This is a genomic window from Acidovorax sp. NPDC077693 (genome assembly GCF_044542805.1).
In the GTDB taxonomy this organism is placed as follows: domain Bacteria; phylum Pseudomonadota; class Gammaproteobacteria; order Burkholderiales; family Burkholderiaceae_C; genus Acidovorax.
In genome coordinates this window covers 1-24476 of the sequence record NZ_JBITVD010000008.1, presented here as the reverse complement: position 1 = coordinate 24476, position 24476 = coordinate 1, and the positions used below count along the sequence as shown (strand labels likewise).

The 24476-nt window shown below is 60.7% G+C and carries 19 protein-coding genes, 1 pseudogene and 1 other annotated feature; of the genes and pseudogenes, 8 read left to right on the top strand and 12 right to left on the bottom strand.

What is annotated here, in order from left to right; all coding sequences use genetic code 11:
- Positions 1-70: 70 nt before the first annotated feature.
- The 8 genes from ACIGHN_RS12490 to ACIGHN_RS12455 form a co-directional block, all read right to left on the bottom strand.
- Entirely contained in the window at positions 71-1405 is a 1335-nt protein-coding gene (locus ACIGHN_RS12490) for an MmgE/PrpD family protein (protein ID WP_396504608.1), read from the bottom strand.
- A gap of 28 nt (positions 1406-1433) precedes the next feature.
- The gene (locus ACIGHN_RS12485; RefSeq protein ID WP_396504607.1) at positions 1434-2291 is read right to left on the bottom strand and encodes an alpha/beta fold hydrolase; all 858 of its coding nucleotides are present in this window, start codon (positions 2289-2291) and stop codon (positions 1434-1436) included.
- Complete coding sequence (locus ACIGHN_RS12480; RefSeq protein ID WP_396504606.1) at positions 2288-3121, bottom strand: tripartite tricarboxylate transporter substrate binding protein; 834 nt, start codon at positions 3119-3121, stop codon at positions 2288-2290. The genes ACIGHN_RS12485 and ACIGHN_RS12480 overlap by 4 nt, the downstream gene beginning before the upstream one ends.
- A 140-nt stretch (positions 3122-3261) precedes the next feature.
- A complete protein-coding gene (pcaF, locus tag ACIGHN_RS12475; protein ID WP_396504605.1) occupies positions 3262-4467 on the bottom strand; it encodes a 3-oxoadipyl-CoA thiolase in 1206 nt (401 codons plus the stop codon).
- 10 nt (positions 4468-4477) lie between these two features.
- Positions 4478-6532: a 3-hydroxyacyl-CoA dehydrogenase NAD-binding domain-containing protein gene (locus tag ACIGHN_RS12470; protein ID WP_396504604.1), complete on the bottom strand. Its 2055-nt coding sequence runs from the start codon at positions 6530-6532 to the stop codon at positions 4478-4480.
- A complete protein-coding gene (locus ACIGHN_RS12465; RefSeq protein ID WP_396504603.1) occupies positions 6532-8616 on the bottom strand; it encodes an acetate--CoA ligase family protein in 2085 nt (694 codons plus the stop codon). Before ACIGHN_RS12465 ends, ACIGHN_RS12470 begins: the two co-directional genes overlap by 1 nt.
- Entirely contained in the window at positions 8613-9425 is an 813-nt protein-coding gene (locus ACIGHN_RS12460) for an enoyl-CoA hydratase/isomerase family protein (protein ID WP_396504817.1), read from the bottom strand. The genes ACIGHN_RS12465 and ACIGHN_RS12460 overlap by 4 nt, the downstream gene beginning before the upstream one ends.
- Before the next feature lie 25 nt (positions 9426-9450).
- Positions 9451-10434 (bottom strand): tripartite tricarboxylate transporter substrate binding protein, encoded by a 984-nt coding sequence (locus ACIGHN_RS12455; RefSeq protein WP_396504602.1) that lies wholly within the window; start codon positions 10432-10434, stop codon positions 9451-9453.
- 132 nt (positions 10435-10566) lie between these two features.
- Here ACIGHN_RS12455 and ACIGHN_RS12450 point away from each other — a divergent pair, with 132 nt between their 5' ends.
- Complete coding sequence (locus ACIGHN_RS12450) at positions 10567-11388, top strand: IclR family transcriptional regulator (protein ID WP_396504601.1); 822 nt, start codon at positions 10567-10569, stop codon at positions 11386-11388.
- Between the two features lie 86 nt (positions 11389-11474).
- On the opposite strand, the gene ACIGHN_RS12445 is transcribed toward ACIGHN_RS12450, so the two are convergent.
- Both ACIGHN_RS12445 and ACIGHN_RS12440 read right to left on the bottom strand, forming a co-directional pair.
- Positions 11475-12290, bottom strand: coding sequence for a DJ-1/PfpI family protein (locus tag ACIGHN_RS12445; RefSeq protein ID WP_396504600.1), 816 nt, complete (start codon positions 12288-12290; stop codon positions 11475-11477).
- A 111-nt stretch (positions 12291-12401) separates the two neighbouring features.
- The gene (locus ACIGHN_RS12440; RefSeq protein ID WP_396504599.1) at positions 12402-12803 is read right to left on the bottom strand and encodes a hypothetical protein; all 402 of its coding nucleotides are present in this window, start codon (positions 12801-12803) and stop codon (positions 12402-12404) included.
- Between the two features lie 186 nt (positions 12804-12989).
- Between ACIGHN_RS12440 and ACIGHN_RS12435 the strand changes: the two genes are divergently transcribed.
- From ACIGHN_RS12435 to ACIGHN_RS12415, 5 genes are all read left to right on the top strand, one after another.
- Entirely contained in the window at positions 12990-15254 is a 2265-nt protein-coding gene (locus ACIGHN_RS12435) for an ATP-binding protein (protein WP_396504598.1), read from the top strand.
- A 239-nt stretch (positions 15255-15493) separates the two neighbouring features.
- Positions 15494-16417 carry a hypothetical protein gene (locus tag ACIGHN_RS12430; RefSeq protein ID WP_396504597.1) on the top strand — a complete coding sequence of 308 codons (924 nt, stop codon included), beginning with the start codon at positions 15494-15496 and terminating at the stop codon, positions 16415-16417.
- Between the two features lie 88 nt (positions 16418-16505).
- Entirely contained in the window at positions 16506-18548 is a 2043-nt protein-coding gene (locus ACIGHN_RS12425) for a hypothetical protein (protein ID WP_396504596.1), read from the top strand.
- 3 nt (positions 18549-18551) lie between these two features.
- Positions 18552-19520, top strand: coding sequence for an ATP-binding protein (locus ACIGHN_RS12420; RefSeq protein WP_396504595.1), 969 nt, complete (start codon positions 18552-18554; stop codon positions 19518-19520).
- Between the two features lies 1 nt (position 19521).
- Positions 19522-21447, top strand: a complete 1926-nt coding sequence (locus ACIGHN_RS12415) for a hypothetical protein (protein WP_396504594.1) — start codon at positions 19522-19524, stop codon at positions 21445-21447.
- 340 nt (positions 21448-21787) lie between these two features.
- On the opposite strand, the gene ACIGHN_RS12410 is transcribed toward ACIGHN_RS12415, so the two are convergent.
- Together ACIGHN_RS12410 and ACIGHN_RS12405 are read right to left on the bottom strand one after the other, a co-directional pair.
- Complete coding sequence (locus ACIGHN_RS12410) at positions 21788-22258, bottom strand: hypothetical protein (protein WP_396504593.1); 471 nt, start codon at positions 22256-22258, stop codon at positions 21788-21790.
- An 84-nt stretch (positions 22259-22342) separates the two neighbouring features.
- A complete protein-coding gene (locus ACIGHN_RS12405; protein WP_396504592.1) occupies positions 22343-22792 on the bottom strand; it encodes an HAD domain-containing protein in 450 nt (149 codons plus the stop codon).
- 101 nt (positions 22793-22893) lie between these two features.
- Here ACIGHN_RS12405 and ACIGHN_RS12400 point away from each other — a divergent pair, with 101 nt between their 5' ends.
- Together ACIGHN_RS12400 and ACIGHN_RS12395 are read left to right on the top strand one after the other, a co-directional pair.
- A complete protein-coding gene (locus tag ACIGHN_RS12400; protein WP_396504591.1) occupies positions 22894-23148 on the top strand; it encodes a helix-turn-helix domain-containing protein in 255 nt (84 codons plus the stop codon).
- A 47-nt stretch (positions 23149-23195) separates the two neighbouring features.
- Positions 23196-24169 (top strand): annotated as a pseudogene (locus ACIGHN_RS12395) (IS3 family transposase); the annotation flags it as partial.
- Positions 23474-23590 (top strand) — a sequence feature (AL1L pseudoknot). (Overlaps the previous pseudogene by 117 nt.)
- Positions 24170-24476: the final 307 nt, after the last annotated feature.

Genomic DNA, 24476 nt, shown 5'->3' with positions numbered 1-24476 from the left:
TTGTGGTTGCATGCCGCCCATTCGGCAGATTGTCAGCCCATGATCCGATAGGCCAGGATCGAAAACGGACTCAGTTCAAACCTCGCAGGTCCAAGGCTTGTTCGAGGCTCCAGATCCGCTGCAGCAGTTGCGCAGCCCGCTGCCCGCCGATCACCGGAGATGCCAGTTCGATTAACTTGCTCTCCAGTTCTGTGTCGGACAGCGGCAGCTCCGGGTCACCCTTGCGGTTGGGCTGCAAGTGCACCAACTTGTCGCCGCTGCAGGTCGTGATCTCGACGCGTGCGGCGCGTTGCCCAGGAAATGCAGCGTCGATGTCAGGGTCAACACGGGCTTCGATGCGCGTCATGAGATCGCGTGTTTGCTGGTGCTCGAGCTGCTGCGGTTCGTAGGCGGCCAACCGAACACTGCCGCGTGCCAAGGCGGTTGCCACCACATATCTCAGGCTGAAACGCGCTTCATTTGCGGTGCTGGGGCGTTCGTAGCATGCGATGTCCAGCGCAGGCTTGTAGGTGTCGATCTGGACGTGCGCAATGTCCTGCACCTGCAGGCTGTGCTGCTCTCTCAGTGCCAGTGCCGCGTCAATGGCCGCGAAAGTATGGCCGCACCCGATGTGATTCTTGAACGTCAGGCGCTTGATGTGGAAATCGCTGCCGAGACCGTCACCGACCTGCGACCAGTCCGGCCCATTGCTCATGGCGCGGCCCAGTCCGGCCTCGCCGTCGAGCACGTCCAGAGAGCCTGTCACGCCCTTGGCGGCCAGCTGCGCGGCCAGCAGGCCCGCTTCGGCCGCCCGCCCGGCATGCAGCGGTTTGGACATGGAGTCCATGCGAAACGCCTGTTGGAGGCCCGCGGCAAACGTGGCGGCGGTGGCGAGTGCATGAGCGAAGGGTTGTGCCCCCAGCCCGAGTGCGCCACCAGCGGCAGCCGCGGCGCCAAAGCTGCCGATCGTGCCGGTGTTGTGCCAGAACCGGTAGTGAGGGCGGCCCATCACCACGCCGATGCGCGTCGACACCTCGTAGCCCAGCACCAGTGAGCGCAGAAAAGCCAAGCCACTGGCGTTCACATCCTGGCTGGCCGCGAGGGCCGCCGCAATGGTGGCGGCGCCCGGGTGGTACATGGCGTCGCGAAAACTGTCGTCCACTTCGGCGGCGTGTGCCGCCGTACCGTTGTACAGCGCGGCAGCCCGGGCCGTAGCGCTGCGGCCGTTTCCCAGGCGCGAGCGGCCATGGTCCAGGTCGTCGGCCAGCACCTGCTCCAGCTGCGTCAGCGGATCGGCCGCCAATCCTGGAAACAGAGATGCGTACCAATCGATGACAGCCCGCTTGGCGTGGTGGATGACATCGTCGTCGAGGACTGACTGTCGGTATTCTTCGGCGTAGCGGCCGAACACTTCGGTGACATGCATGGTGATATGTTCTTTCAGAGGTTGGATTTCATGCCAGCCAGTCGCGCAGCATCGCGTTGACTGCAGGCGCTGATTCGTATTGCACCCAGTGACCCGCGCTTGGCACGATCACACATCCGACGTTTGGATGGCAGGCTGCAAGTTCGGGGGCCAGCACCTCAGGTGTGGCCGTGGAGTCGTGCGCGCCCCAGGCCATCCTCACGGTTCCTCGAACCCTTCCTAGCAAAGCCTGGAGACCGCCGGCGCGCGAAATGCTCTTGCTGCGAAAGCGCGTGTGCAGGCAGGCATCGGTGTGGATGCGCAATGCCAGCGCGTCAACGTTGTCCGGTTCATGAAGCATGTGGGCCAGCAGGTTGTGGCGCATCACATGCCTGAGCGCAGCAGCATCGCCCACCACGTCGCGCCATGCGATCAAGGGGGCGGATGGGCGCCGAGCGCCGCCATGGCCCGCGGCACCGAGCAAAGCCAGGCGATCTACGCCGGACCGAACCGCGGCCAGATGGGCAGCCACCAGGCCACCAAACGAAAAGCCGGCAAGGTCAATCGGAGTCTGGGGGCCTAACAACCTGTCAAGGCTGCCGCCGAGGCGCTGTAGCAAGGATGCCAGTGTGGCGTCGGCCGGAGCATCCGACTCGCCGTAGCCGGGCATGTCGGGTACCCAGACGCTTCGTTGCGCAGCCAGGGCCTCGATATTGCGTGCCCAATGCAGCCAGCTGCCGTGGCCGCCGTGCAGCATGACCAGGGGTCGACCGGCACCCAGCATCCGCCATACGACGCGACCACCGTGGCTGTGAACAACGTGGCGTTGCGTCAAACGCCTCAATGCAGCGAGTTGCTCGTCGGCCGCTTGCTCATCGTTCTGTGCAGGCACAGGCATTTCACTCATTCGATTTTGATGGATTGGGCCTGGATTACACGCCGCCACTTGGACTCTTCGGCACGCACGATGCGGGCAGTCTCCTGGGGGCGGTCCATGGTCAGCACCAGGCCCTCCGCCGCAGCACGGCGCTGGAATGAATCGGTCTGGGCCGCACGCTGGACGGCGGCATACAGTTGATCAACGATACCTGCAGGCGTTGCGCCCGGCACGAACACCCCGTACCAGACATCTGCTTCGTAGCCGGTCACGCCCGACTCGGCAAAGGTGGGCACATCCGGAAGCAGCGGGGAGCGCTTGGCACTTGTGACTGCCAACGCCCGCAACTTGCCGCTGGTGAGCATCGGGGCCACGCTGGGCAGGGTGCCGAAAGCCAGGTCGATCTGTCCGGCCACCACATCGTTGATGACCGGTGCCGCGCCACGGTACGGCACATGGGTGACGAACAGTTTGGCCGTGCTTTTGAGCAGTTCTGCCGCCAGGTGCGTGGAGGTCCCGTTGCCGGCCGAGCCATAGGCCATCTTTCCAGGATGGGCTCGGGCCTGCGCGATGAAGTCTGCGGCGGACTTCATGGGACTGTCCATGCGCACGACGGCTACGTTGGGCGCGCGGCCCAGCAGCATGACCGGCGCGAAGGCCGTGTCCGCAGGGTAGGGCAGTTTGGGGTGAAGGCTGGGCACGATGGCGATCGCACTGGTATTGAGCAGCAAGCTGTGCCCATCTGGCGCACTCTTGGCCAAAGCGTCATTGCCGATCACGGTGCCCGCGCCGGACCTGTTGTCGACGATCACGGACTGGCCCAGGTCGCGAGACAGCGCGTCACCGAGTGCTCTTGCCATGGCGTCCGTACCCCCGCCTGCAGGGAAGGGCACGATGAGCCGCAGGGGTTTGCTGGGGAACGCTTGCGCTGATGCCCAGGGCGCCACAAGGGCACAAGCAGCACCAGCCAATAGGGCGCGACGATTCGTCATTCCGCGGTTCATACGCGCTCCAGTACCACGGCGATGCCCTGGCCGACGCCGATGCACATGGTGGCCAAGGCATAGCGGCCGCCACTGGCGTGCAGCTGGTTCACCGCCGTGGTGGCAAGCCGCGCCCCGGATGCACCCAGCGGATGGCCCAAGGCGATGGCTCCGCCATTGGGATTGACGCGAGGGTCGTCATCGTCCAGACCGAGATCGCGCAGCACGGCCAGGCCCTGCGCCGCAAATGCTTCGTTGAGCTCGATCACATCCATCTTCGCCAGCGTCAAACCGGCCAGCTCCAAGACCTTGCGCGTGGCAGGTGCGGGGCCCATGCCCATGATCCGGGGAGGCACGCCGGCCGTGGCCATCGCCACCACGCGGGCGCGTGGGCTGAGGCCATGCCGCGCAGCACCGTCTTCACTGGCCAGCAGCAGAGCACAGGCGCCGTCATTGACACCAGATGCATTGCCCGCCGTGACGGTGCCGTCCGCACGCACGACCCCTTTCAGTTTGGCAAGCGCCTCCGCGCTGGTCTCGCGCGGACGCTCATCGCGCGCCACGACAAAGGGCTCGCCTTTCTTTTGAGGTACCGCGACCGGCACGATTTCCGCGTCGAAGAACCCGCGCTGCTGCGCAGCGACAGCCTTGCGTTGAGACGCCAGTGCCATGCGATCCTGGTCCAGCCGGGAGATGCCGAAGTCGGCAGCGACGTTCTCTGCCGTTAGAGGCATGCTGTCCACACCGTGCAAGACCCTCATGCGTGGATTGACGAAGCGCCATCCAATCGTCGTGTCCTCGATCTGGGCGGCGCGCGAGAAAGCTGCCTCGGCCTTGGCCATCACGAAGGGTGCGCGGCTCATGCTCTCCACACCACCGGCCAGCATCAGGTGCGCCTCTCCAGACTTGATGGCGCGCGCCGCCGTGCCCAGCGCGTCAAGGCCCGAGCCGCACAGCCGGTTCACGGTGCTGCCCGGCAGGCTGACAGGAAGGCCGGCCAGCAGTGCGGACATGCGCGCGACGTTTCGGTTGTCCTCACCGGCCTGGTTGGCACAGCCGTAGACGATGTCGTTGACGGCGTCCCAGTCGAGTGTCGGATTGCGCGCCATCAGAGCGCGCAAGGGCACGGCGCCCAGGTCGTCCGCGCGCATGGTTGACAAGCTGCCGCCGTAGCGTCCAAAAGGAGTGCGAATTGCGTCGCAGATATAGGCATGAAAGGTCATGGGGACTGTCTCATTGGAATAATTGGTGAATGTCTCCGCGCACGAAGCCTGGCCCGCTGCAGTCCGCAAGCATGTCGAGATCCTTCGCGAGGGCGTCCTTGCCGCGCATCCGCGACCAGAACACCGGCCCGCCTTCCCAGCGTGGGAAGCCATAGCCGTTGACCAGCGCGACATCGATATCCGTGGCATGGGCTGCGATGCCGTCGGTGAGCAACAACAGCGCCTCATTGACGAGCGCCAACAACGCGCGGCGCTGGATCTCTTCGTCGCTGATGGCGCGTGCCACGATGCCCTTGTCGGCGCGAGCGGCTGCGATCAGCGCCTGCGTGGCACCGTCCACCTCTGGTGTTCGGCCGTCGGGGTAGCGGTAGTAGCCTGCGCCTGTCTTGCGACCCCATCGGCCAGCCTCGCACAGCCGGTCGGCAATGTCCACATAGCGCCCTGCAAGACCGCGTGTGGCGGCCTGGGCTTGTCGCATTCGCCAAGCGATGTCGAGGCCCGACAGGTCGGCCACGGCGAAGGGGCCCATCGCAAAGCCAAAGCTTTGCAAGGCCGCATCCACCTGTTCGGGCCAGGCGCCTTCTTCGATCAGGAACTCACACTGGCGCCGATATGCGGCGTAAAGCCGATTGCCGACGAATCCGAAAGCATTGCCTGTCAACAGTGGCAACTTGCGGAGCTTGCGGGCGAACGCCAGCCCGGTGGCCAAGGCGTCTGGCGACGAGGCCTTTCCCCGTACGACTTCCACCAGTCGCATCACGTTGGCAGGACTGAAGAAGTGCAGCCCGATGACATCCTGAGGCCGGGTGGTCGCGCGGGCGATGGCATCCAGGTCCAGGTAGGACGTGTTGCTGGCCAGCACGGCACCGGGGCGGGCCAGTGCATCGATGCGCGCAAAGACCTGGCGCTTGACGTCCAGGCTTTCAAATACTGCCTCGATCACCAGATCTGCAGCAGAGAGGCCATCCCAGTCCAGCGTTGCGCGAAGCCTGCTTTGGCGATCCTGTGCGAGCGCGGGTTCCAACTTGCCAGCCTTCACGCGCCCCGAGTAGTGGTCGGAGATGCGGGTGCGGCCACGCTCCAGTGCCATGCCATCGTGCTCCAGCAGCAACACATCAAGGCCTGCATCCAGCACGGCGATGGCGATGCCTGTGCCCATGGTGCCGGCGCCAATGACCGCTGCGCAGCGCACGGCGCGGGGGGCGATGTGCGCCAGTGTCGAATGCTTTGCGCTTTCTCGTTCTGCGAAAAACTGATGGCGCAGCGCCGCAGCCTCTGGCGACAGCCGAAGTTGCTCAAATGCCGCGCGCTCACTGGCAAGAGCCACGTCGAAGTCCGGCTCGGCCGCTGCCTTCACGGCTGCGATGGCGGCGATGACTGCCGGCCGTGCTTTGCCTGCCTTCAGGGCCGCGGCCGCAGCGTCCGCCACCGCGTGCGGTGGAGCCGCCGGTACGACGCGGTCCCGCAGCCGTTGCTTGGTGCCCGCCAAGCTTCGTGCAAGCGCCACCGCCGCTTCCAGCAGATCGCCATCGGTCAAGGCATCGACCAGTCCAGAGTCGAGCACTGCGGCGCTTTGGATCCACTCCCCAGCGCAGATCATCGATATGGCGCGAGGTATGCCGACCAGGCGAGGCAGCCTTTGCGTTCCACCCGCTCCGGGGATGATGCCCAGCGTGACTTCGGGCAGGCCCACGACCGTGCCCCGTGCCGCCAAGCGAGCGTCGCAGCCGAGTGCAAGCTCGAACCCACCTCCCAGCGCAGCACCATGCAGCGCGGCGACGAAGGGCTTGTGACAGGCTTCGATGGCAGCGATCACGGCGGGAAGCTGCGGATCGACCAGCGGTTGACCGAACTCGCGCAGGTCAGAGCCGGCGATGAATGTAGTGCCCGCTCCGATCAAAACAGCAGCGGTCAGATGGTCGTCGGATGCCACTTCAGCGACTGCGCGCATGAGGCCCGCACGTACGGCCGCCGAGCCGGCGTTGATCGGGGGGTTGTCGATCCAGATCACGCCCACGTCACCGTCGCGCTCCAGACGCACCTGGTCTGTAGAAAAAGCGCTCATCAGGCCAGCACCACGACACCGTCGGCTGCCCGGACACCTTGGCCTTGCGGCAGTACGAACACCGGGTTGATCTCCGCTTCCAGCAGCCGGTCGCCCAATTGCGCAGCCATCAGAGAGAAGGCCACGATGGCTGATACGAGTGCATCCACATCGGCTTTGGGCCTGCCGCGAAAGCCGTCCAGCAGAGGCCATGTCTTGAGTTGCTGCGCCATCGACAGGGCGTCGTCCCGCGATAGACCACTGCCCGGTGGCAGCAGCCGCATGGCCGTGTCTTTGAAGAGTTCCGCTGTCACGCCCCCCATACCCAGCAGGATGGCTGTGCCCAGAGAGTCCCGGTGCATGCCCAGGATCAGTTCTGTTCCGCCGCCGACCATTTCCTGGACGAGGAAGCGATCGGGCCGCACGCCGGCCTTGGTCTGCACTTCGGCTGCCATGGCAGACAGGCGCTCGCCCACCGTGTCGGCCGTCAGGTTGACCGCCACGCCACCCACATCGCTCTTGTGGGTGATCTCGGCGGAGAGAATCTTCAGCACCACGCGGCCACCCATTTCGCGTGCCGCAACCTGTGCTTCGGCTGGCGTTGCCACAATGCGCTCTCCCGCGCAGGGTATGCCGAAGCGTGTAAACAGCTGCTTGGCCTGGTATTCGTCGAGCGACCCGTTGGGCAGATCGTCCACCACGATGGCCTGGGGGGGAACGACGGCGTCGAGTTGCGGCTTGAGCTGCGCCACCTTGAACATCGCCTGCAGCGCCGCAGTGCAACTCTCGGCCGCCGCAAATGCCGGTACGCCACGCTTCGTCAGCAATGCGCCGACTTCGGGAGCATGCGGGCTGACGTACGCAATGACAGGCTTGTCAGAGTTTGGGAGGCAGTCCTGGATGGCTCCCACCAGCAGCTCGGGCATGGCGAGGCTGGAGGAGCCGACGATGATGGTCAGCGCGTCATAGCTCGGGCTCTTGAGCAACACATTGATGGCACCGCGCAGCAGGTCTGGCTTCAGGCCTGCCAGCGTTACGTCGATGGGGTTGCGGTCCATCACCGCGTGGTCTCCGGTCTGCAGGGCGCGCAGCGCCTGCGCGGTGGCAGCATCCGGTGCGGGCGTGTCAAAGCCCGCCATGCCGAGGTCGTCCGATACCAGTGTGCCTGCGCCGCCGGTGGAGGTGAGAATAGCCACCCGCTTGCCGTGCAGTTTGCGGCCTGTGGCCAGCGCTGCGGGAATGTCCAGCAGGTCTGAGAACGTCTGCGCACGGATCACCCCGATCTGCTGGAACAGTGCGTCGTACATGCGGTCGGCCCCGGCCAGGGCGCCGGTGTGCGAAACCGCCGCTTGCGCGCCGGCCTCGGAGCGGCCAATCTTGAAAGCCACCACCGGTTTTCCGTTGCGCGCTGCCTTCAAGCAGGCGTTGCGGAACTTGGCGGGATTGCGCACGGTTTCCACATACAGCGCGATCACCTTGGTGGCGTCGTCGTCGGCGAGGTGGTCGATGAAATCCGCGAGTTCAAGATCCACCTCGTTGCTGGTGGATATGAGCTTGGACAGGCCGATACCCCGGGCCGCAGCGCGCGACAACAGTGCGCCCAGGATGCCGCCGCTTTGCGATACCACGCCGATACCGCCAACGGGGAAGTGCTCCATTTCGAGCGCTCCGGTGGCCGACAGCACAATGCTGTCCGTCAGGTTCACGAGGCCGATGGTGTTGGGGCCCAGGATGCGCATGCTCCCGGCTGCCTCTACCAGTTGCTGTTGGCGGCGTGCGCCGTCCTCGCCAGTCTCGGTGTAGCCGCTGGCCAATACGATGGCCGCCGCGCAGCCGCGGGCAGACAGGTCTCGTACCGCCAGATGAGCGCGCTCGGCGCCCAGCAAGACAATGGCCACGTCAGGCACTGAAGGAAGAGAGGCGACGTCGCTGTAGCACGGCAGGTCGCCGATTCGGTCGGCCTTGGGGTTCACCGGGTAGATGTCGCCCGCGAAGCCATGCTTGACGAGGTAGGAGACCGGGCGGCCCGCGGTCTTGCTGGCATCGGCCGAAGCGCCGATCACTGCCACGCTGCGCGGATTGAGCAAGCGAGAAATTGCGTTCATGGTGCTTCATCCTTGGCGGCTGTCGCAACAGCGGATTTGGCGAGAAACGCCATCACCGATTCGCGGTGCTCCGTGCTCGTGTAGCAGATACCCTGGGCTTGGCTGCCCTGAGCAAAGACCTGCTGCGCGGACATCTCGAAGCTCTGGTTGAGGATGGTCTTGGTCAGCGCCAGCGCAGTGGCCGAACCCTGGCTCAACTCGGCAGCCCAGGCCTTTGCATCGGCCAGCAGCGAGTCGGCCGAGGTCTGGCGATCCACGATGCCCAGCGCCAGCGCTTCGTCCACCTTGACCGGCCGACCTGTGAAGATCAGTTCTTTCGCCTTGGGCAGCCCCACACGGCGTGGCAGGAAGTACATGCCGCCGCCATCTGGAATGATCCCGCGGTGGATGTACGACCAAGTGAAACTGGCCCATTCGCTCGCGATGATGAAGTCGCAAGCCAGCGCGGTGTCGGCGCCCAGCCCCGATGCCGCGCCGTTGACGGCGGCAATCACCGGCTTGGGCATGGTGTGCAGCAAAGCCTGGGTGTGATGCACACGTTGCTGGCGATGCCAGCCGTTGAAGCCCACGTCTCCGGCCGGTGCGCTCATGCGCTTTTCCATGCCGGCAATGTCTCCTCCAGCGCAAAAACCCTTACCGGCCCCGGTCAGCACCAAGGCTTTGATCGCCTTGTCGGCAGAGACAAGTTCCAGCGCTTCGACGAACTCGCTGCGCATGGCATCGCTCATGGCGTTGCGCTTGTCGGGGCGGTTGAGGGTGATGGTCGCGATGCCGTCTGCGACCTCCAGGTGGATCAGAGCGAAGCTCATTGGCAGTTCTCCTCGATGTGGTGATTCAGTCGGCTTTGATGCCGTTTTCTTTGACGATGCGAGCCCAGCGTGCTTCTTCGCCACGCACGTAGGTGTCGAGTTCAGCAGGATCGCCAGCGCTCACGGCAAGGCCCTCTTGCTCGACCTTGCGCGTGAAGTCCGGCGCGCGGGCCGCCTTGCGCGCAGCGGCGTTCAGGCGGGCGATGACGTCTTTGGACGTGCCTGCAGGTGCGTACAGGCCGTACCAGCTTTCCACCGCGTAGCCCGGAACGCTCTCTGCAATGATGGGAATGCCCTTGAAAGCAGGGGAGGGCTGGGCGCTGGTCACAGCGATGGCACGCAGTTGGCCACGTTCCACGAAAGGAGCGACGGCGGCAGCCGTACCGAAGAAGATGTCGACCTGCCCCCCCATCAAATCGGTCATTGCAGGACCCGCGCCCCGGTAGGGGATGTGCACGGTCTTCACCTTGGCCAGGTTGTCGAACATTTCACCGGCCAGATGGGCCGACGTGCCCGCACCTTGCGAGGCGTAGGTCAGCTTGCCCGGGCTGGCCTTGGCAGCGGCCAGAATGTCCTGCACCGTCTTGAACGGGCTCGCAGGCCGCACCACCAGAACGTTAGGGCCGCGGCCGACCAGAATGACCGGCGCAAACGCCTTGTCGTTGGCGAAAGGCAGCTTGGGCTGCAGGCTGGGGTTGACGGCGTGCGCGAAGCTCGCCATGACCAGCGTGTATCCGTCAGGCGCGGTCTTCGCCACGGCGTCAGTGCCGATGACCGTGCCCGCGCCGGGCTTGTTTTCGATGATGACCGGCTGACCGAGGTCTTTGGACATCTCCTGGCCCAGCGTGCGCGCGATCAGGTCCGTGCCGCCTCCAGGCGAAAACGGCACCACGATGCGCACGGCCTTTTGCGGAAATGTGTTGGCGAATACCGCGCCTGCCAAAAGCAAGGTGCTGATGAGCAGGGGCTTGGTGCAGGATCGCAAGAGGCGGAAGTTCAATGGGCGCATGTATTTGTCTCCGTAGTAGTCATGGCAGCAGGGCCTTGGCAGGTTGCGGCGTCGGCGTTCGAGCACCGTGCCCGTAGCTTAGGAAAGCAGGCCGGAAAAGTAACCCTGCCAATTCCATGCAGTGGAACTAGAATGGTTGCCAGCCAATGGAGAAGCCGTGTGGAAGTACGAAGAAACGGGATCGCCGACGACAAGCCAGGGATGTCGCCGGCCAATCGTTCCCTTGAGCGAGGCATCGAGCTGTTGCGAGCCTTCAGGCAAGGCTCCGAGCTGCTGGGCAATGGCGACCTGGCGGAACGTACGGGCCTGTCCAAGTCCACGGTCAGCCGGTTGACCCAGACTCTTGTGGGCACGGGCATGCTGCAGCTGGATGCGCCGAGCCGGGCCTATCGATTGGCCCCTGCTGTGCTGAGCCTGGGGCACGCCATGCGATCGGGCTCTCGCGTTCTGGCGGTTGCGGCTCCGAGGATGCGGGCTCTGGCAGAAGGGCGGCGCATCAACGTCGGCCTGGCCGCACCCGACCGCGACGAGATGGTGTACCTGGAATCCATCCGCTACGCCCGGCGGGCAGCGCTGCGCCATGTGGTGTCGGGTCAGCGCGTGCCCATGGAGCTGACATCGCTCGGGCGTGCCTATTTGGCCGTCGCTCCGGAGCTTCGACGCAATGCGCTGATGCATGTCTTCCGCAGCCGGCGTGCAGAGGCCTGGCCAACGCTGAAGGCAGCCATTGAACAAGCACGGGTTGATGTCGCCGACAAAGGCTACTGCGCGGCATCATGGCAGCCCGAAGTTGTTGCGCTGGCGGCTCCGCTGGAGGTGGCGGGCGCTCAGTACGTGATCAACGTGAGCCTATCGACTGCAGAACCCATGGATGAGGTGGCGAAGGAGCTGTCGCCAGCGTTGCTCGATCTGATCGCGAAAGTTCTTCACGATGCAGCGAGAGCGTCGTTGTAGGGCGGGCCAGGGCCCCTGGGCGCGTGCGGCCAGCAGCACGCGCCGTCAGACGGCATCCCACCCGTGCTGTGGTTGTGTTCACCCGTTCAATTGGGCCAGCGGTCGCGGGCTTTCTGCGCTGCCTGGCGGGCGGTTTCGATGGCGGTGCCCCGTCGCTCGCGGACTGTGGTCGTCAGGGCCTGGCCGGCCAGCTCGGGCGTGCCTGACGGATAGGGCGGCTGGGGGTCGTATTCGAAGAGCAGCGTCTGGAGACGCGCATGTGCCTCGCCGCGCAGCAGCGCGGAAAGCGTCAATGCCATGTCCATGCCCGCGGTCACGCCGCCGCCGGTTACACGATTGCGGTCGACCACCACGCGCTGCGCCACGGGAGTCGCGTCAAAGATCGGCAACAGGTCCCGCACATACCAGTGGGCCGTGGCGCGGTGTCCCCGCAGCAGGCTGGCCGCGCCGAGCAGCAGCACCCCGGTGCACACGCCGGTGACCCAGCGCGCGGCTTTGCCACGCTCGCGCAGGAAGCGCAACGTGTCTTCGTCCTTCAGCAACGCAGTCGTGCCCTTGAGCCCGCCGGGCACGAAGAGGATGTCAGGCGTCGCAGGCGCATCGGCGAAAGTCGTGCTCGGCAAGATCTTCAAGCCGCTGTCGGTCGTGACCGGGGACAGGTCTTTCCAGACCAGGTGTGTGTCGGCATCGCCCATGGTTGCGAAGACGAGCTGGGGGGCGACCAGATCGAGGGCGGTCATGTCAGGGTGCACGACCATCACGATCTGCAGCCGGGGGCGCGAGTTGGCGTTGGGCAGTGGCAGTGCTGGGGCGATGGTGTCGGTCGCCGCTGAAGCGTGGAGGGACGCCAGTGCGGACAACGCACTGAGGGCGGACAAGGCGTGACGTCGATGGGGGTTCATGGAATGAATGGCTCTCTGGCGCCCACGGCGGGCGCCGACTCGATGCGAAAACGCGCGGCGCGAAGCGCGCCCGAAGGCGGCATCACGCGCGGACGAACGGAAGAAGAAGCTTCAGAAGAGCGAGGGGGAGGGCGGCCCGCGCGCCGGCATGGGAGCCGCGGCAGCCGCCATGAGGTGCGTGGCTGCGATTGCCCATAACCCGTAGGCAAGCGCCAAGGGCGAGGGCAGTCCGACGGCTGTGGTGGCGGGCGGCGTGACCGCCTGCACGCACAGCGGGCAGTCCATATGGGCGGCCCCGAGTTCCTGCACGCCGTCATCGGTGTGCACGATGACCTTGACCAGACCGGCCCCAGAGCAGACCAGCTCCAGGGTTTGCGCATGGACCATCGGTGAGGCAATGGCCGAGCCGATAGACAGCGCGAACCACAGCAGCACCCATCGAATCAGGCCGGCTGCAGGACGCCGCTTCCCCGATGTCGGCGCATGCGTGCGGATTGCGGCGGTTCTGCTCATGGGGGCGGATTATCGGCCAGCGGGTTCGCGAACAGGTCCTAGCGTTCCTCGGCCTCGGCCTCGGGCACGACGACAATCGGGGGCATAGTCCACGCAGTGCCGCCGGCTCCGGCGAAATCAGAGGATCGGGAAGTTTTTTGAAGGGCCCTGTCTAGCCATGTCGCTCGGCACCGCTACCATCCAGTCTTGCGCTTCGCATGCGCCGCATCCCGTGCCAGCGTACGGCAGGACCGATTCGGCAATGACGAGCGCCTGAGCGCATCCACAAAGCACAGTCCGCTGGTGTTGCCGGTGTCCAGTGGATGCGTTCCCATTGCCATTCTCGACAATCTGCTGCTGCACAAAGTTCTCAAATCAGGTATGCGCCATGACGCCCCGATCCCCTTCCTCTCCGGTGGCGGCCGCGCCACGGAACTGATCCTGAGCCGTGACTGGTCGAACCATCCTCTGGGGCAGCCGGAAGAATGGCCGGAGGGACTCAAGGTATCGCTCAGTCTGGTCCTGAACTCGCCCGAGTCCATGATCCTGTGCTGGGGACCCCAGCTGCACTTCTTCTTCAACGAAACCTATATCCCATTGCTCGGCCCCCGCGTGGAGTGGGCCATGGGGGCTTTGTTCGACGAGGTCTGGTCGGACGCGCTCGAGCAGGCCCATCCCATCATTGCCGACGCGATGTCCGGCAAAAGCCAGCGCTTCAATGACCTTTACTGGAAGCTGGCCACCGATCGCGGCATGGCGGATACCTGGTGGACTTTCTCCTACTCACGCATCCTTGGCGCCGATGGCGAAGTAGCGGGGCTTTTCATCTTCACCAACGAAACGACGGCCAAGGTCCTGGCAGACAAGGCCCTGCGCGAAAGCACCGAGCGCCAGCGTCAGACTCTGCAGCAGATGCCTGGATTCGTCAGCATCCTGAGCGGACCGGAGCACAGGTTCGAGTACGTGAACGACGCGTATGTCGAGATTTCCGGAGCCCGCGATTTCCTGGGGCGCACGGTGCGCGAGGTGTTTCCGGAACTGCATAACCAGGGGTTCTATGAATTGCTCGACAAGGTCTATGCCACGGGAGAGTCCTATTCCGCGCAGGCCATGCCGATCCACCTCGACAACCGGGCCGCAGACCAGGCAGACCGCTACATCGACCTGCGGTATGAGCCCGTCCGCGACCCGGGTGGCGCCGTCAGCGGCATCTTCGTCGGTGGCTATGACGTGACCGAGCAGGTCAGGGCCCAGCGTGCCTTGGCCGAAGCCAACCAGAACCTGGCGCAGCGGGTGAACACCACGGTGCGCGAGTTGATGGCCACCGAGGATGCTCTGCGCCAAGCCCAGAAAATGGAAGCAGTCGGCCAGCTCACCGGCGGCCTGGCCCACGACTTCAACAACCTGCTGGCAGCCATCACGGGATCGCTGGAGCTGATGCAACGGCAGATCGCACAGGGCCGCACCACCGAAATCGGCCGCTACGTGACGGTGGCCCAGGGCGCGGCGCGCCGCGCAGCGGCCTTGACCCATCGATTGCTGGCGTTCTCCCGTCGCCAGACGCTGGACCCCAAGGCCGTGGATGTGAACCAGTTGGTGGCCGGCATGGAAGAGCTGATTCGCCGCACAGTGGGTCCCGCCGTCCACATGGAGACGGTCGCAGCGGCCGACCTTTGGGCCACACTCGTCGACGCATCGCAGCTCGAAAGTGCGCTGCTCAACCTCTGCATCAATGCCCGCGACGCGATGCCGCACGGCGGCCGCATCACCGTGGAAACGGAGAACGTCTGGATGGACGACCGTGCGGCGCGAGCGCAGGGCCTGGGTGCCGGACACTACGTGACGCTCAGCGTGACGGACACCGGCGCCGGCATGACGCCGGAAGTCCAGGCGAAGGCATTCGACCCGTTCTTCACCACCAAGCCCATGGGCCAGGGAACCGGCCTGGGCCTGTCCATGATCTACGGCTTTGCCCAGCAGTCGGGCGGCCAGGTACGCATTCGTTCGGAGGTGGGCGTCGGCACCACGATGTGCATCTATCTGCCGCGCCATACCGGCGCCAAGGACGACGGCCCCTCATCGGAAAAACAGCCCGTGCCGCTGGGCCCGCAAAATGGCACGGTGCTGGTCGTGGACGACGAATCCGCCGTGCGCATGCTGATGGGCGAGGTGCTGCAGCAGCAGGGCTACACCGTGCTGGAAGCCAGCGATGGAGGCACCGGCCTGCGTACGCTGCTGTCCGATGCCGCCATCGACCTGCTGGTTACCGACGTCGGATTGCCCGGCGGCATGAATGGCCGCCAACTCGCCGACGCAGCCCGCACGGCGCGCCCGCAGCTGAAAGTCCTGTTCGTCACCGGCTATGCCGAGAATGCACTCGTCGGCAACGGCCACCTGGAGCCGGGCATGGCGGTGATGACCAAGCCTTTCTCCATCGACGATTTCAGCATGCGCGTTCGCGAGATGATCTAGCGCTGCACCGGCGGTGTGGATGGATGGGTGTGCGGATACAGGTGCGATGTCCGTCGCATTCGTGCCGAGGGCTGCGGCTTGCCTGCCTGCAGGACGTACCCAAAGCCTTTGGGGACGCACGCCGACCGGTGACTTGATTGCCGTTATGACGGGTGAGAAGCTTGGGTCCTCAAATCGCTCTGAAAATCAAAAAACCAATGAGGCATATGATTAACAGAATAAAACTCTTCACATCTGATTTGGACGAGTACACGGCCATAGTGTCACGCCATCACTCCGCAGGCACCGCGAAAACCAGAAATTTGAGTGATTTCGAGATGCGGTCTGACGTAATACTGACTGGCGGCCTGTGTTTTTCCCGGACATCCTGGAAGTCCGATGTTCAAATTAAATTTGAAGAAGCGTACGACGGATACGGAATTTCTTTTTCGGACGGTGGAACGCTGGAGGCAGTGCGTTTCGGAGGAGATGCAAACGAAACAAGCGGGTCGTGCGGCTTGGTCTTGGACTCATCACTGACCAAAATTGCCAATATTTCTCCACGAACCACACTGCATCGGGTTTCGGTCGAAAAAGAAGCAATCCACAAACGACTGTCCGATTTGATTGAGCGGCCTGCAACCAAAAGGATATTGTTCAATCCCGTTCTTGACACCAACAGCTATGAATCTCATGTCATCAAGTCGATGATGAATATTGTACACCAAGAAAAGGATGGCACAACGCCCCTTTTCAGATATCCGGCTGCGCTGACCAGCATGAACGAATACGTAATCAATGTCATCCTGGAAGGCGTGTATCACAGCTACACAGACATGATGAAAAACTCTGGGCCGATGCCAAGCCCGGGAAGTGTCAAGCGCGCAATAGACTATATGGTCGAGAATGCATCGCGACCTATGAGGGTGGTAGACATTGCGGAAGCGTCTGGAGTCGGTGTTCGCGCGCTTCAAATTGGTTTCATGAACTTCAAGTCCATGACTCCCATGGCATATCTGAGGCTGGTCAGATTAAACGGTGTGAGAGCGGAGTTGTTGAATGGGGCGTTGGGAAAATCCGTTTCTCATGTGGCCATGTCATGGGGCTTTCCCCACACGTTCGTTTCCTTAAAGTTGTTCCAAATTTCCCCCACCCGTAGCTATAGAAATTTCGCAAAATTTTGAACTTTGCGATACACATTTATCCTATTTTTGTTCGCTAGATCAACGTTATCGTATTATTGTTCGCTAGGTGCACACACCGAGGATCAGTATGCCGAAAACCTTGCCGGGCCGACGAATCCGCGGAGTCACGGATCAGCCAGATTTTTCTCTTGAGACTTGGCCGACTCCGGATGTAGGGTCTCTTCCTCCTAAAGTCCAGGACAGCTACTTCAAGCGCAAGAGAGCTGTCGAACTATGTATCGAGGGGGCCTCGAACAAAAAGATCATGGCGGAGTGCGGGATTGGCCTTAGGCAGACAACGCGGCTCATCACTGAACGCTGTACGGCTCCTAGTCCGGACGGGCTGATTTTCGGGTTTAGGGCTTTGGTGCTGTATGTGCGCCTCTTCCCGGCTGTGCGCAAAAAACCGGTTGTCATAGATAAATTCGGGTACGGTGGTACCGGTGCGATGGGCTCGCTTTTACTTGGGGATCCGGCCTTCAAGACCAAGCTGGATTCAAAGATTCTCCGCACTCACAAGAGTGATGAGTTGACCGAAGGTAAGCGCCACCGGCAGGCGATTTGGGCTTGGTTCCTTGATGAGCTGCGAGATCGAGGGTACGAGATTCGTAAGGAATGGCCGTTCAACTCTGAAGGGCTCGGGTATCAAGCTTTGCTGCGGTATACCGACAAGCTACTTAAGGCAAATCCTGCAGTGCTTGCACTTATCTCGGGGGGCACCTATGCGGCAAGAAAGCTGCGCGCGGGAGACGGCGTCGACCGACCCACCTTCAAACCATACGGGCGAGTCGAGATGGACGCCCATAAGCTTGATGGCAGGTTTTGTGTTCTCTTGCCTGCCCCAGGCGGTGGGTGGGTGCCCCGCATTATTCATCGTCTCTGGGTAATTGTAATGGTAGAGGTAGTCTCTCGCGCTGTCATCGGATATTACCTAAGCACGCGAAAGGAGGTTAATAAGGACGATGTCTTGAGAACGATCAAGTCCGCTTTAACGAAATGGACGCCCATCGAAACCACCCACTCAGAAAATCCTCTCGCCAAAGGAGCAGGCCTTCCATCGGTTCTTGGCGATGAATTCATCGGGCTGTGCTGGGACGAATTGAGTGTGGACGGTGCATTAGCTGAGACCTGTAAAACGGTAAAAGAGACACTGGCTAATGTCGTGGGATCAGATCTACTTTCGCCCCAAAATAGTTTTTCTGCACGACGAAGCCTTGATGATCGACCATACATAGAAAGCTACTTCCGGGTCCTTGGGAATCGTGGACTTCAAAGACTTTCGAATACAACTGGGTCATCGAGTAAAGATTCGAAGAGAAATAATCCAGAGGGGGTTGCAATTGAAAGCCAATTCACAATTGAATACCTTGCCGAGCTATTGCAATCTCTGATATGTAATTACAACGCAGCTCAGCATGGCTCGCTTGGCTATATGTCTCCTCTTCAGAAAATTGATTATTTTAGACAGCAGGATATGTTGCCGAAGAGGCGGGCTGACTCTACATTGGTCCAGAGCATGCTCAGCTATCGCAAACTGTGCGTTGTTCATGGGGGCGCAGCTGAGGGCCGTGCTCCATACATAAACTTTGATCACGGTCGATACGGGGGGCCGGCAATTGCAGATCGAGAAGACTTGGTCGGCACCAAGGTATGGATGGTAAACCACCTTGAGGATGATGCACGTATCGCGAAGTGCATAACTACGAATGGAAAGTTGATTGGTGTACTACGTGCTGCCCCCCCGTGGGATAAATTACCTCATAGCTTGGCAGTGCGCCGCAGTATCAAAACATTGCATAAGGATAAAAGAATCCAGAGTTTGAATAATGATGGAATTCGAACCTTCATGAAATTCGTTGATGCGCAGACCAACAAGAAGCTGCCTGTCCATCCCGCTTATCTAGAGATTCAAAGAATATTGGCGCAGCAGGCGACAAGTTTCGAAGGGGATAGTGCAGCAAAGCGTGCCTTGGAAAGCCTTGGCACTCTTGACACCGCTTCGCTCACTAAGGAAGCGGAATCCCAGCCGAGTCATTCTTCTACTCCGGTTATTCCAGTTACTCCTACTGTCGTCAGGGCTGCAAACTCGACAAAAAAACCATTGCCTCCCAAACGGCTGGCCAAAAATTAGTTCATGAGAAAGCTTCCAGATCACGTCTCGCGGGAACATCCGATAGTGACGGGCCGCTACGCCATTTTCACCCCGGCCATCGCCGCGTGTGGTGACAAACTCGGAGGTTGGCTCGATAACAAGATTTCCGGAGCATACATTTACGGGCCTTCGCGCTTTGGCAAAACTCGAGCTGTCCAGTTCTTTTTAAAGAATTTGCTTGAAGAACGGCTTGGCGGTTCTCTTCCGCTACATATTTGGATTCGCCCAATAACGTTCGCCAGCGCGGGTGAATTTTACAAGAGTCTTCTTGAGAGTGTTTCGCATGCGTATAGAAAAGGCCGACTGAGTCCGACGGACCGTCTCATAATGCTTCGGGAGTTTTTCCTCGCGTCCGCTGACAACTGCAGCACCACAACGGTTGTCCTTATCATCGACGAGGCGCAAGGCATGACGACTAAGGAGTGGCTATGGCTGCTGAGCCTTCAAAATTTGATGGACCAAGCGGGCTATGTTTTGACTGTGTTTTCGATCGCTACACATCAGATGGCCTATGAATTTGACCTGCTCGCGCGTACCGGCAACCCGCATGTGGCGGCACGTTTCCTGGTAGACCAGTGGAAGTTTCCCGGTGTGGAAAGCGAGGAAGAGCTGGGCTTTATTCTCGATGGATACGACGAGCAGAGCCGGTGGCCTGTGGAAGGCGGAGTGTCATATTTAGAGCACTTCGCACCCATCGACTTCAGCCAGAGGAAGCGACTCTCCAACGTATCGACAAGCATGTGGCGCGCACTAGTAGCGCTACTACCTTCAGACCATGAGGGTGAGATAACTTTTCCTATGAAACACATTGCCCTAGCCGTCGAAGACGTCTTGTTTCACCTAGGCTTTGGCGCAGACTGGGACGAGGTAACTTCTGAAAAGGCTTGGGTGGACTTTCTTACTACCCATCGACTGGCCGATCACATGCGCGCAATAGCCTTGGACGTGTAACGTGAACCGTCTCGTGCGCAAAGCTAATCGTTCAATTGTCGTTAACGATTTCCAAGACGTGAAAGTCCCTGGCAGGTACGCGCCCGAGCAGACCTACGCTTGGCGGACGGGCTTTGTGCACAAATTCGCTTCGCTCTGGGTCACGACACTTCGCTTCGTAATACTGAATAGCCCAAGCTTCACGATGCTTAGCGACGATATCAGCACGTACAAAGACGATAAATTTATACCAATTAACTCATCCGAATATTTAAACAAGGGGATAAAGTTAGATTTTTTTGTTGACGTCCTCGGCGAAAATAGGGATGCGTTCAGGTGGTCAAGAGTATCTGATTTTCCCGACGGCGTTCATAGCTACGCATTTTCTTCCAACCCATTGATTTGTATAATCTGCATACGCGAAGGATATCACACACCACTTTTCTCATTGAAGTGGTTTAAAAGGTGTCCTTTGCACCACGAGCCGTTGATTGAAGCATGCCCGCTATGTGGCAAGAATTTGTCAAGTTCGATCCGATTGAAGAATAGATTCGCGGCGTCTTTGTGTGCTTGCGAAAATCCCTGGATGCCCGTCGAAACGGCTAGACAGCCTGCGCCAAATCAGCAACGAGACGAACACTTAGGGGACATAATAGCTTGGATCGAAAACGCAGCGGACAAGTGCTGGACGTTTTCACCCGAAGCAAGACTTAGTAATAATGCGTCCTCGATGTACCGTCAGTTGGCATTGGGTTTGGCTGAGCACGGTGAGGAAATGCCTCAATGGACAGATTTGAATCTGGAAGATCGCCAGTTCCATGCGCCGGAAAGTTTTGTCGGCCCTCCGGCTTTATTAGTCAGGTGTTTTGACTTTAAGCCGGTTGTCTATGATCGTGTAAAAATCGTTTTTGAGTCTGGATTTAAGATAAATAGCCTTGCTCGTTTGTCAGCCATGCCATCGTGGCGTGAAGTAGACTACGAGGACGTATGGAAATACACTATTTCCTCGCTGCAGATATTTAAGAGCATGAGGCGCTATGCGTTCAACCATCTGCTAGGCAAAAAGATTCATTTGCTGCGTTGGGTAGTAAAAAACGAGAGCGCAGAGCTACTGCGGGTTGCAGTCGAGAATAACAGGTCCGTAGCTATTGCATGGGCGATTATCAACTGGATGCGTTCGTCGATTTGGCGTACGAGCGGCGTGGAGCAATGGCTAAAAGGATTGCTCGGCCATTTGCGTCGCAATCCGCGTTTTCCTCCGCGTATCCCCTCGTATGATCGAGGGTTTCACTCCAGGACCCAAGGCGCGCAGCAAGTAGTCATCTGCGGAGCTAGGGAGCAAGCAGAATTTTGGATCGAGCAACGTGTAAACGCTGCTGCTCTTTTAGATTTATGGCCCACTCAAGAAGAGCTCAGTTGGGGATTTAGTGCGCAAGGATTTATCGACGGAACGCGTGGTAGGCGCCCACGCCCCCAGTTAGAGTGGTGGGCATGGCGGGGTGATGAGAGCCGATTGACCCTTGCGATAATGCAAAGGCGCCCCGGTTTTTGGACACGCGAAGCGACTCACGAACCCTACAAGCAAATTCGAGTTGCGCGCCATACAGCGCATGAAAATTCGAAGCGACTTGCACTGCACGCGCAAATGATCGCTCCCGCGATCTGCTATGGCGTTGACGGATCCTGGACTTACGATGGAGACTTGAATCGATTCGCGCATGGGCTAGTTAAACGTGCGCGTCTTTTAATGGGTGGTGGTCGCGTTCACATTTTCGGCGTTGCTGAATTATCGCGCGATTGTGAAAGCGGCAGACGGTGGATGCTCAGGTGTTTCGATTTGCCCGTGATAGTTTTTGCGAACAGCACACGCGATGGGGTCGCCCGCCTAAAGCAAGCCGCTAGGCTATATGACAAATCCTATACCCAGCCACCCAAAGCGACGACGTGAACAGCACTTATCTCGGTCTTCTTCGGTCGTAGTGTCGGGCGAAGCCTCAGGCCCTGCAGGCCGGGCACATACAGCTCAAAATAGGCCAGCATGTGGTCTTTGCGCACGTTCTGGACTGAGGCAAAGTCTGGTGCGTCAACCCCAAGGCTCTCCCGGGTGCACTGCGCATGTCGACGGCAATTGCGTAAGCGCGCAGCCATCCGTGGTGATTTGATCGCGGTTTTGAACATTAACGCTCACAGAATCCTTGGGCTATGTGGGCGAGGATGCGATACCAACGGTGCCAGTCCGGCAGTTTGATGAATGACCGGTCGAGGTCTGTCAGGCTCAGGCGTAGAGGTCAGTAAGCGTCAGCCGTTGCCAATGACAGGATACGCCGTGCGGGCACACCTTGTTCAAGTGCAGCGCGCGGAGTCCGGCCTTCCAAGGCTGGTGCAGGTGTCTCCAGGAAGGTCAGCACCTGCCAGCCATCGGCCGCACCAAGCGCCGCCGCCAAGAGTTGCAGTAGGGGCCACAGGTTGGGTTCGAACTGCCAATTCGGCAGTTTCAACTCAAGGCGCAGATTGGCCACGCCAATGCAGCGGCGTGATTTGATCCAAGTGTTGATTGTGAACCGACTTACACCGGCCAGCGCTGCTGCATCGTCGATGGTGACCATGTCCGCGGCATCCAGGCGGTTGCGACGAAACTCGGCACCCAGGCGCAACACGTCGGCCGACTGGGTGGCAAAGGCGTACGGATCGGCGGGCGCATGCTGGCCGTTCGGGACTCCGTAATGGGCAAACGGTGCAGTCATGGACAGGGTGCTCATTTAAATCGCGCTATTTCTCGACGCTTCAGAGCGGAATAGAGGGCAGCTCATGGCGAAAGCGATGATGCAACACATGGCGGGATGTCACAACCGCGCCAGTCGTATCGACAGGGCTACTGCGCTATCTGCCGTGAGCCCGGTTCTCCCATTCACCAGAAACACTGCGGGATTGAACGGCCTGTAAAGCCAGGACCGGTCGTCAATGGCTAGCCAGGGCTTCGCCACGCGGTCGTTGGCCCTGAGCCACGCGATGCATTCAGCCTCTCTGTGAAAGCTCACCATTGACGCTGACACGTCTGCAAGCTGGCAGAAGTTCGGAGTTACATCGATGACTCTATCGGCCACATCCGCAGAAAAGCAGGATCTCAACTCATCAATAGGAGTGTGCAATCGCCATGTGCTGGCGATGACAACATCTATCTCGGGGAAGCGTCGAAGTACTGCTTCGAAGTGCGCGAGGCAACTGAAGTGCTTAGAGGCATGACAAAACTCTGGATGGAGTACCCCGTCGAAATCTAAAAACAGCGTTTGCATGCTTAGCTACGGCCACACGGGCCTAATTTTGTGACCTAAAGGCATCTAATGGGACTAGTTGGTCGTGGTCTTTTTGGTCCCGTTGAGCGGAAATCAGGGAGATGCCTTCCCGCAACCGCGCCACTCCGAAAGCCGACTTTGGTCGGGTGCTGCGCGAGTTGCGCGCGGCGCGTGGACTAGTCCAGGAAGATATGTTGACCGCAACAAGTCGTCGGCACACGACGCGAATGGAGCAGGGCCACCAAGTACCCAGCCTCCAAAAAATAGAGTCGCTAGCTGAGCACCTGCAGGTTCACCCGCTCACTCTCGTGGCAGCTGCTTATTGTGCAGACCTCAGTACCGCGGCCCTGGACTGAATCGCCCCGGTTTTTGAGGAGGCTCAACACTCTGAGAGGATTGAGCCATGAAGAAGACGAACAAGTTCTCGCCCGAGGTGCGTGAGCGCGCAGTGAGAATGGTGCAGGAGCAGCGCGGGCAGTACCCATCCCTGTGGGCTGCCATCGAATCCATTGCCCCCAAGATTGGCTGCGTGCCGCAGACCCTGAACGAGTGGGTCAAGCGTGCCGAAGTTGATGCAGGCACGCGAGAAGGCGTCACCACAGCCGAAGCCCAGCGGGTCAAGGAGCTGGAGCGCGAGGTCAAAGAATTGCGCCGAGCCAACGAGATTTTGAAGCTGGCCAGCGCGTTTTTCGCCCAGGCGGAGCTCGACCGCCGGCTCAAGTCTTGAGGGCCTTTATCGACCAGCAGCGCAATGCTTTCGGGGTCGAGCCGCTCTGCAAGGTCTTGCAGGTTGCCCCGTCAGCGTATCGGCGCCACGCCGCGCTGGTGCGCGAGCCTCACAAACGCTGCGCTAGAGCGAAACGCGACGAATTGCTGATGCCGCAGATTCAACGAGTCTGGCAGGCCAACATGCAGGTTTATGGCGCCGACAAGGTATGGCGACAACTAGCGCGCGAAGGCGTGACCGTGGCCCGCTGCACGGTAGAGCGTCTGATGCGCAGCATGGGACTGCGTGGTGTGATGCGCGGCAAGGCCGTACGAACCACCGTCAGTGATGGCAAAGCACCATGTCCATTGGACCGGGTCAACCGGCAGTTCCGGGCCGAGAGGCCGAACCAGTTGTGGGTGAGCGACTTCACTTACGTTTCGACTTGGCAAGGCTGGCTGTACGTAGCCTTCGTCATCGACGTGTTTGCCAGGCGCATCGTTGGGTGGCGGGTGAGCAGTTCAATGCGCACGGACTTTGTTCTCGACGCCCTGGAGCAAGCCCTCTATGCCCGTCAGCCTGAGCCCGATGGCAGTTTGGTTTGTCACTCCGATAGAGGCTCGCAATACGTCAGCATTCGCTACACCGAGCGACTGGCGGAAGCTGGGGTGATGTCGTTTTCCGTGCAATCTTTTACGCTGGATGAGTAGGGTTAACCCTATGCGTGGGATCCAGTAAATGCGGGTGGTCCCACCTGCGGTGCCAATCAGCGGCTAGAAGTCTCGGTGAAATCTAGTGTGGCTCTAGAACAGAGCGGACTGGGCGTTCAAGTGAATCCGGCTTTTTCAGCTCCTTACTGCGCAGTGATCCGAGCCAGGTTAAGTGTCGCATCCCGGATGATTGCATAGATCCAAAACGCTACCCACTCTTCATGGCCCGCTCGGTTTTGCAAGAGTTGATAGAGTCCTTGCCATCCAC